Annotated in this window: 11 protein-coding genes; 8 read left to right on the top strand and 3 right to left on the bottom strand. The window is 48.7% G+C overall.

The window, feature by feature from the left end:
* The 3 genes from R3177_RS11380 to wrbA all read left to right on the top strand — a co-directional run.
* Positions 1-911 (top strand): calcium/sodium antiporter (locus R3177_RS11380; protein WP_318971150.1); only part of this gene is annotated, 911 nt, incomplete at its 5' end.
* Between the two features lie 77 nt (positions 912-988).
* Complete coding sequence (locus R3177_RS11375; protein WP_318971149.1) at positions 989-1,357, top strand: hypothetical protein; 369 nt, start codon at positions 989-991, stop codon at positions 1,355-1,357.
* A gap of 152 nt (positions 1,358-1,509) precedes the next feature.
* On the top strand, positions 1,510-2,112 hold the full coding sequence (wrbA, locus tag R3177_RS11370; protein ID WP_318971148.1) for an NAD(P)H:quinone oxidoreductase: 603 nt from the start codon (positions 1,510-1,512) through the stop codon (positions 2,110-2,112).
* Positions 2,113-2,198: 86 nt separating this feature from the next.
* Here wrbA and R3177_RS11365 read toward each other — a convergent pair whose 3' ends face one another.
* The 3 genes from R3177_RS11365 to R3177_RS11355 all read right to left on the bottom strand — a co-directional run bounded on the left by R3177_RS11365 (position 2,199) and on the right by R3177_RS11355 (position 3,997).
* Positions 2,199-2,828 carry a PRC-barrel domain-containing protein gene (locus tag R3177_RS11365; RefSeq protein ID WP_318971147.1) on the bottom strand — a complete coding sequence of 210 codons (630 nt, stop codon included), beginning with the start codon at positions 2,826-2,828 and terminating at the stop codon, positions 2,199-2,201.
* A 204-nt stretch (positions 2,829-3,032) separates the two neighbouring features.
* Positions 3,033-3,776, bottom strand: coding sequence for a glutaredoxin (locus R3177_RS11360; protein WP_318971146.1), 744 nt, complete (start codon positions 3,774-3,776; stop codon positions 3,033-3,035).
* 17 nt (positions 3,777-3,793) lie between these two features.
* Positions 3,794-3,997 carry a hypothetical protein gene (locus tag R3177_RS11355; protein WP_318971145.1) on the bottom strand — a complete coding sequence of 68 codons (204 nt, stop codon included), beginning with the start codon at positions 3,995-3,997 and terminating at the stop codon, positions 3,794-3,796.
* A 68-nt stretch (positions 3,998-4,065) separates the two neighbouring features.
* Here R3177_RS11355 and R3177_RS11350 point away from each other — a divergent pair, with 68 nt between their 5' ends.
* The 5 genes from R3177_RS11350 (at position 4,066) to R3177_RS11330 (ending at position 7,842) form a co-directional block, all read left to right on the top strand.
* On the top strand, positions 4,066-4,443 hold the full coding sequence (locus R3177_RS11350) for a hypothetical protein (RefSeq protein ID WP_318971144.1): 378 nt from the start codon (positions 4,066-4,068) through the stop codon (positions 4,441-4,443).
* A 105-nt stretch (positions 4,444-4,548) separates the two neighbouring features.
* On the top strand, positions 4,549-5,334 hold the full coding sequence (locus R3177_RS11345; RefSeq protein ID WP_318971143.1) for an ABC transporter ATP-binding protein: 786 nt from the start codon (positions 4,549-4,551) through the stop codon (positions 5,332-5,334).
* The gene (locus R3177_RS11340; RefSeq protein ID WP_318971142.1) at positions 5,331-6,317 is read left to right on the top strand and encodes an iron ABC transporter permease; all 987 of its coding nucleotides are present in this window, start codon (positions 5,331-5,333) and stop codon (positions 6,315-6,317) included. Before R3177_RS11345 ends, R3177_RS11340 begins: the two co-directional genes overlap by 4 nt.
* 32 nt (positions 6,318-6,349) lie before the next feature.
* Positions 6,350-6,985: a cob(I)yrinic acid a,c-diamide adenosyltransferase gene (gene cobO, locus R3177_RS11335; protein WP_318971151.1), complete on the top strand. Its 636-nt coding sequence runs from the start codon at positions 6,350-6,352 to the stop codon at positions 6,983-6,985.
* Positions 6,982-7,842 (top strand): cobalamin-binding protein, encoded by an 861-nt coding sequence (locus tag R3177_RS11330; protein WP_318971141.1) that lies wholly within the window; start codon positions 6,982-6,984, stop codon positions 7,840-7,842. Before cobO ends, R3177_RS11330 begins: the two co-directional genes overlap by 4 nt.
* Positions 7,843-7,910: the final 68 nt, after the last annotated feature.

Raw genomic sequence — 7,910 nt, 5'->3', positions numbered from 1 at the left:
TATTGTTATTTGTTGGGGCTGAAGGGCTGGTCAGAGGGAGTGCCGCATTGGCGATACGGGCTGGGTTAAGTCCACTTGTTGTTGGCCTGACGGTGGTTGCCTTCGGAACCAGCTCTCCGGAAATGGTGGTAAGCGTTCAGGCTGCGTTGGCACAGCAGGGTGATATTGCCGTTGGGAATGTTGTTGGTTCAAACATTTTTAATATTGCAATCATTCTTGGCATTACTGCCCTGATTTGTCCTATTCCGGTTCACAGGCAAATCATCAGATTAGACGCGCCGATTGCTTTGGCTGTTGCCATCACACTGGTTTTGCTGCTGTTGGATAATGCGCTTAGCCGGCTGGAAGGCGCTATATTATTTGCAGCGATCATTGCTTACACCGGAATGAATGTCGTACTTGCACGCAGGCAGACTGCAGGAAATGGGCCTGAGCCAGAGAGTGAGGTCTCAGCAAAAGGCTCGCGGCATTGGAGCCTGGATATGCTGTTTATCGCAGGGGGGCTTGCTATTCTGGTATTCGGGTCTCAGCTGCTGGTTGAGCATGCGGTCTCGCTGGCCAAGGATTTTGGCATTAGCGAAGCAGTAATAGGGCTTACGATAGTGGCGGCAGGCACCAGTATGCCCGAACTGGCAACGTCTCTGGTGGCTGCTTTTCGTAAACAACCGGACATCGCGATAGGAAATGTCATTGGTTCCAATGTTTTTAATGTATTGGGGATACTGGGAATAGCGTCGCTTGTCTCACCTATGCAGGCCCCTGGCATATCAGCTCTGGATTATTCAGCGATGATCATTGCCACTATACTGCTGATCCCTCTGCTTTATACAGGCCGGCAACTCCACCGGATTGAGGGTATGGTGTTGTTAGCGTTGTATGGTATGTACCTGACCTTTCTCTGGCCAAAATAGCAGCCTGATACTGCGCCCATTGGTATTTGCGGCGCTGGCGGGCTACAGTGAGGTGTTAAATAGTATTGGAGTGTCATGTGAAGGATTTATCAGCTAAACAGTGGTTTTGGATATTATTAGTCGTTATGCCGGTAACATTTTATTTGGTGGAGCTGTTTGCAGGTAGCGCTCAGCCTGGAATATTTTCACTGTTGTCTTCGGCAATTTCTTCGGTATTAGGGGTATTGCTGGCCTATCTGCTGATTGTAAAAGGCCTGATGAAAATCAGCGTGGTTCAAGGTTTCAATTTACTGGCTTTTGCTATCGTCATACTGATGGTTATTCTGTTGTCGCTGCTGGTCAACTGGCTTGGCCTGACTCAGCTTGGAATACTCATTTTTAAAACGGTAATTTTAACATTTAATGTCTCAGCCCTCGTGCTTGTTTTTGGCAGCAGGGCGGAATGATCAAAGATAACAGCGGATGTTGGTCTGATAAAATGCTCTTATTATCGCTGTTGACCAAAGGCTTAGCAGCGAGCGAGTGGTCAAGCGTCTATGCTTAAAGCGCAACATCTTACAATTTAAAAGCTGAGACACCTGATAACAGGAGGAACAACATGACAAAAATTCTCGTTCTTTACTACAGTATGTATGGTCACGTTGAAACCATGGCAAAAAAAATAGCGGAGGGGGCGCGCAGCGTTGACGGTACTGAGGTAACCATTAAACGGGTGCCTGAACTGATGTCAGAGCAAGCCGCAAAAAAAGCCGGTGCTAAGCTGGATCAGGCCGCTGATGAAGCGAACCCGGCGGAGCTGGCTGATTACGATGCAATTATTTTCGGTACGCCGACCCGCTTTGGCAATATGTGTGCTCAGATGCGTAATTTTCTGGACCAAACCGGCGCGTTGTGGGCCGATGGCAAACTTATCGGTAAAGTAGGTAGTGTGTTTACCTCAACCGCCACCCAGCATGGTGGCCAGGAAACAACCATTACATCAGTTCATACCACATTACTGCACCATGGCATGATTATCGTCGGCGTTCCTTATTCCTGTAAAGAAATGAGCAATATGAATGAAATCACCGGCGGTACACCTTATGGCGCCAGCACCCTTGCCGGAAGTGATGGTAAAAGACAGCCTTCTGACAATGAATTAAAAATTGCTTATTTTCAGGGAGCCCATGTGGCAAAAATCGCCGCTAAACAGGCTGGCTGATTAATTACGTGAACGTAAGTAAAAGGGCCGGTGTCTGTATCAGACACCGGCCCTTGATTATTGTTTATCCAGCGTGTTTTACAGAATCACATTGATCCCATCTGGTATTTTTTCTGGCTAGTGACATCAGCAAGCGATGCTGATGAAATGACCTGACCGGACCATTTAACATGAACTTCACTGGCCGGAATGGCTCTGACATCGTCTGAAAAGAAACCGTCGGTTGCCATATCAACGGTAAAATACTTAACCTTGCCGGTTTTACGGTCGATTATGATATCGTCGATTTGGCGCATTTGCTGATCAGAAAACACCATGTATTCATCCAGTAATTTGGAAACCAGCCGGTACTCTGCCTCTTTCTTAGTGACTTTAAGCTCGGTGGGCTTACGCTGAGCATCGGTATCCTGAACTAATACCTGCAGTTTACCGCCTGCATCGGCGTTAAATTTCACGTTGTTGATTTCAACAAAGCCTTTGGTGTTGCTTACCGGACGAAACGTGTTGGACGTTTCAAAAAACAGGTATTCAACTGCATCACTGTTTTTATTCAGTAACACATTTTCTATCCTGCCAAAGGTATTCAGCCCGTTGGTAATATCACTATAAATAATATTACTGGCTTTAATCATATGATCGTCAGCATTAGCAATGGCGGGAAGTGCTAAAGCGCAGGTCACACAGCTGACTAACGCAGTTTTTTTTAAGTAACTCATTACGTCCTCCGTTATCACGAGTGAAAAGTGTCATCAGGTATTTCGCTTCCTGATGTAATCGTTGTGACAAGTTAAGTAATGCAAACGGTGTTCCAATTTGCCTGCTTAGTTTTGGCAGGCTCTACAGCCTTTTTTTTATTTAAAATGAAATGTTTGCTCATTTGCTATGTAAAACTTACAGTTAATGCTGCCTGTAACCTTGTACTAACTGAGTGCCTGAAATAACATCCAGCAGCCTGCTGCAATCATAAACAGATTTTCAGTCAGCGAAACAAAGCCCAGTGGCACCTCACTATTGCCGCCGACACAGGCACATTTCAGTTCGCGTTTATCTATATAAACCGCTTTGAAAACCGATACAGCGCCTACCGTACCAATCAGTAAGGCAACCGGCGCCACAATAAAGGCGGATATGCCTGCCAGCATACCAATACCGGCATAGGCTTCGGCAAAAGGGTAAATATAGGCATAACGAACCCAGCGCTGGGCCAGCAGGTCATACCCTAAAAACTGATTGGTAAAGGCTTCAACATCCTGAAGTTTCTGTAATGCCAGCAGCGTCATACTAATAGCAACAAACTTTTCAACACTGGCAATAGATAACAGGGCCGTGCCAGTTGTCCAGTTGATTGCCCACGCCATGAAAAGCGCGATTACAAAAATAGCAATCACCGGCCGGTAGGCGGCAGCAAAACGATCTTCCGGCTTGGTTTTATCAAAGTATTCAAGCAGTTGTTCATAGCCGCCAATCCGTTTTCCGTCAATAAAAGTTTGTGGCGTCGTTTTAACATCATGTTGCTTTTTAAATGCTTCGGTTTGTTTGCTGTTGGTTAAATGGTTGTCCTTTACCTCAAAACCTTGCCTTTCAAGTAATGCTTTGGATTTAATACCAAATGGACAAATATGCTCGGCTGTTACCATCCGATATAGCGTGGCTGTTTTTGACATAATGGCTCCTTTTCTGCTTAATTATCAGTGCTTATTGCACTGCCTGGCATCACAACGCGGGCTGCACCGGGTACCTTTTTATGTTTGCCTTGCATAAATAACGCCAGCTGTGGTGCTTTGCCATAGCATGCATACCCGGCAACTGAGCTCGCTGCACTGACAGCAAGGGTATTGCTATAGGTACAAATATCACTCAGCCGGTTGGCTTTTTTTGGTTGCAAGATTGCAAAACCATCATTTTCTGTTTAGATTGGAAAGCATAACTCGCAACAGATGGCAGGGAATAACAATGAAAAAATGGTTAGGTGCCGCAGTGGCCGCGTTAATCGTAACTGCACCGGTACAGGCAGACCCACAGGATTACAAGCTGATAACCGTTGCCGGTTATCTGAATTTTTATCTGTTGAATATTAACGCCTGCCAGGATTTTCACCCGCAGGTAAGACAAGCGGCCTATGACGCTGAGCAGAAGCTGTATCCGTGGTTAGACAAATTACACACTAAACTGGGCGATGGCAAACAGGTGGCTGAAATCGTATTAAAGCGTCGGGCAATGCTTAATACGCAAATAGGTGAGGGTGATTTTACGCTGGACCATTGTCAGGCTATTGTTAAAATTTTAAATGAAGACGGCCTGGATAAAACCTTACTGGCAAATCTGGACTAATGCCGGTGTAAGCGGCTATTATCGCCGACTTAGCAATAACATACCGATTTACTGCCGGCTATTTGCCGGCAGTATTGTTTATAGAGCTTACTTCAGGAGCTGCGTTTGCCCCCGGCGTTGTTACGACTTAATCAGGCCGCATTAACGATTGCTGGTCAATCCATATTGGCGCCGGTAAGCTTCAGCGTTTGTAAAGGCGATTTTATTGGTATTATCGGCCCTAATGGTGCAGGCAAAAGCAGCCTTTTGAAACTGATAAACGGCACCATGGCGTTAAGCGCCGGCGAGATCCTGCTGGAGCAACGCTCTGTAAGCAAACTTAGCAATCGGCAGCGCGCCTGCCGTATCGCCAGCGTCAGTCAGGTTAGCCCGCCGGTATTTGCCTTAACGGTGTATCAGGTTGCCGCAATGGGCTTGTTGCCGCATAAAGGCTGGTTCGACGTTAACAACAGCGAAGATGAGCAACAGATCACACTGGCATTGCAACAACTGGGTTTGCAGCATAAAGCGCAGGCGCTGGTGGAAACCCTGTCGGGCGGTGAATTGCAACGGCTTTATCTGGCCCGGGCACTGGTGCAGCAAGCCGAATTATTGCTACTGGATGAGCCGACTAATCACCTTGATGTGTTGTATCAGCATCAGATTTTGCAACTGAGCAAAGGCCTGGGTAAAACCGTGTTGGCCTGCCTGCATGATTTGAATTTAGCCGCCCGCTACTGCGATAAAATTGCCTTGCTGCATCAGGGGCAACTACTGGCTTTTGGCACCGCTGAGCAGGTGCTGACAGCAGCACAGTTAAGCGAGGTGTTTCAGCTGCCCTGTGAAGTCGAACGGCATCCGGTGCATGGCAAATTACAGATTACTTTTTTTGCCGGCGGGAGTAGCCAATGAAAAAGCCGGCTATTCTGCTGTTACTGCTGCTGGCGTTATTATTCAGCGGCTTACTGAGCCTGACCATTGGCAGTGCCGGCTTGTCGATTACAGACATCTGGCAGGCCCTTTTGGGCAGCCAGCATAACCCGCTCGCCAGTACTATTGTCTGGCAGGTGCGACTACCGCGTTTACTGTGCGCCATGCTGGTGGGCGCCGGGCTTGCTGTTGCCGGTGCGGTGCTGCAAAATGCCAGTCGTAATCCACTGGCTGATCCCTATTTATTTGGTTTAATGGCAGGCGCTGGCCTGGGTGCCACTATTGCCAGCATTCTATTGCCGGAGCATATGTTAAGCCTGGCTGTTGCCGCATTTCTCGGCGCACTGTTTGCCGTAGCGCTGGTATTTCTGGTATGTATGGGCCGGCAGTGGCGGAAAATTGAGATGACCTTACTGGCCGGCGTGGCCGTCTCGTTTATGTTAAGCGCGATCAGCAGTTTCATTTTATATTTTGCTGAGCCTTTCGCGGCCAATAAAGTTATTTTCTGGCTGATGGGCAGTTTAAGCCGCACCGACTGGGGCAGTGTTGGCCTGATTGCGCCGGCTGTCAGCATTTTACTACTGATAGCACTGCTGCTGCGTCGCCAGCTTGATGCATTGCTGTTAAATGATGAAAGTGCCCAGACATTGGGGGTTAACCCAACGCGGCTGCGTTTTATCTTGTTATTATTAACTGCCCTGGTCACTGCCTGCATTGTGGCACAATGTGGTGGTATCGCCTTTGTTGGCCTGATGATCCCCCATCTGGTGCGTTACTTTGTCGGGGTGACTGCGGTGCCGTTACTGCTGGGCTGTGCAATTTTCGGTGCAATTTTTCTGGTCTGGATCGATAATCTGGCCCGTAGTGCGTTGCTGAACCAGGAAATACCGCTGGGAATTATCACTTCAGTGCTTGGCAGTGTATTTTTTCTGGTAATTATGCGCCAGCGCAGGAGTGCCGCCTGACAATGACTGATAACACGATGATTAATAATGCTATGACTGACGAAAATACACCCTCGGACACAACCCGCACCGAGCAAGTCCGCCAGCAGCGGCATAAGCAGCGTCAGCAGAAATTACAGCAACAGGTACAGCAGGGTATTGCCAAAGCCACCGTTGAAAAAGGCCTGTTGCTGGTGATTACCGGTAATGGTAAGGGCAAATCGACGTCAGGCTTTGGTACGGTGGCGCGTGCCGTTGGCCATGGCTTAACGGCAGCCGTAGTGCAGTTTATCAAAGGCAGCTGGGACTGCGGTGAACGTAATTTACTTGAGCAACATCAGGTAGAGTTTGCGGTAATGGCCACTGGCTTTACCTGGGATACCCAGGATAAAGCCGCTGATATTGCGGCGGCAGAAAAGGTGTGGGCGAGGGCAGAACACATGCTCGCCGATCCCACCCTTGATCTGGTGCTGCTGGACGAGCTGACTTATATGGTGAGCTATCACTATATTGAGCTTGAGCGCATAGTAAAGGCACTGCAAAACCGGCCAGCCGGACAGCATGTGGTGATTACCGGTCGCGCCTGCCATCGTACGCTGATTGACATGGCCGATACGGTCAGTGAGGTGCAGGTTGTGAAACATGCATTTGACGCCGGCATTAAAGCACAGCGGGGCATTGACTGGTGAATATCGCACAGCGGTTATTAATAGTGGGAGGGCTGTTGCTGGCTGCGCCTTTTCTAACCGCTGCTGCTGTTTCATCGCCATTGGCAGATAAGGCGCCAGCGCCTGAGCGCATCATTTCACTGGCCCCGCATATTACTGAATTATTGTATGCCATTGGCGCCGGCGGCCAACTGGTTGGCGTCAGTGCTTACAGTGATTACCCGCCAGAGGCCGCTGATTTACCCGAAGTCGCTAATTATGCCGGCGTTAATTTTGAGGCAGTTCTGACCCTTAAGCCCGATCTGGTTATTGCCTGGAAAACCGGCAATGTTGCCGCTGACATCAGTCGCCTGCAACAGTTTGGTATAAAAGTGGTATTTTCAGATCCGCTGTTAATCAGTGATATAGCCGCAGAGTTGCGTACCCTGGGGCGGCTTACCGGTCATTTGCAGCAGGCGGAAACCGTCGCCAGTGCATTTGAGCAAAAACTGGCAGCGCTTAAGCAGGCATATAAAGATAAAACCCGGCTGCCGGTATTTTTCAGCATGGGTACAGAACCGCTAAGCTCGGTTGCGAATCAGGCCTGGCCGGCCCAGGCTATTCGCTTATGCGCCGCTGATAATATTATTGCTGATTCAAAAGGCGATTACCCGCAGCCAGGGTTAGAGCAGGTATTGCAGGCTCAGCCAAAAGTGATTATTCAGGCGACCGCCGGCGCCAAACCAGCAGATACCCGTTTCTGGCAGGCGTACCCGGTGATACCGGCCGTTGCCCTTAACCAGTTTATAACGGTTGACGCCGATTTACTGTACCGCACCAGCCCCCGCACCTTGCAGGGAATTGAACAATTGTGCCAGGGACTGGACCGCTTTCGCTAGCTGCTGATACTGTTCAGCTTTCAGCTTGGTAAAAAATTAAAACCAAGTCAGTTTATTCCAGCAAAATC

This window comes from Arsukibacterium sp. (assembly GCF_033722355.1).
Lineage (GTDB): Bacteria > Pseudomonadota > Gammaproteobacteria > Enterobacterales > Alteromonadaceae > Alishewanella.
This window is presented reverse-complemented; position numbering and strand designations above follow the sequence as displayed.

Bases quoted from the DNA above. Each gene is read 5' to 3' on its own strand.
- wrbA (WP_318971148.1), top strand. From the start codon at position 1,510: ATGACAAAAATTCTCGTTCTTTACTACAGTATGTATGGTCACGTTGAA.
- R3177_RS11365 (WP_318971147.1), bottom strand. From the start codon at position 2,828: ATGAGTTACTTAAAAAAAACTGCGTTAGTCAGCTGTGTGACCTGCGCT.
- R3177_RS11340 (WP_318971142.1), top strand. From the start codon at position 5,331: ATGAAAAAGCCGGCTATTCTGCTGTTACTGCTGCTGGCGTTATTATTC.
- R3177_RS11350 (WP_318971144.1), top strand. From the start codon at position 4,066: ATGAAAAAATGGTTAGGTGCCGCAGTGGCCGCGTTAATCGTAACTGCA.
- R3177_RS11360 (WP_318971146.1), bottom strand. From the start codon at position 3,776: ATGTCAAAAACAGCCACGCTATATCGGATGGTAACAGCCGAGCATATT.
- cobO (WP_318971151.1), top strand. From the start codon at position 6,350: ATGACTGACGAAAATACACCCTCGGACACAACCCGCACCGAGCAAGTC.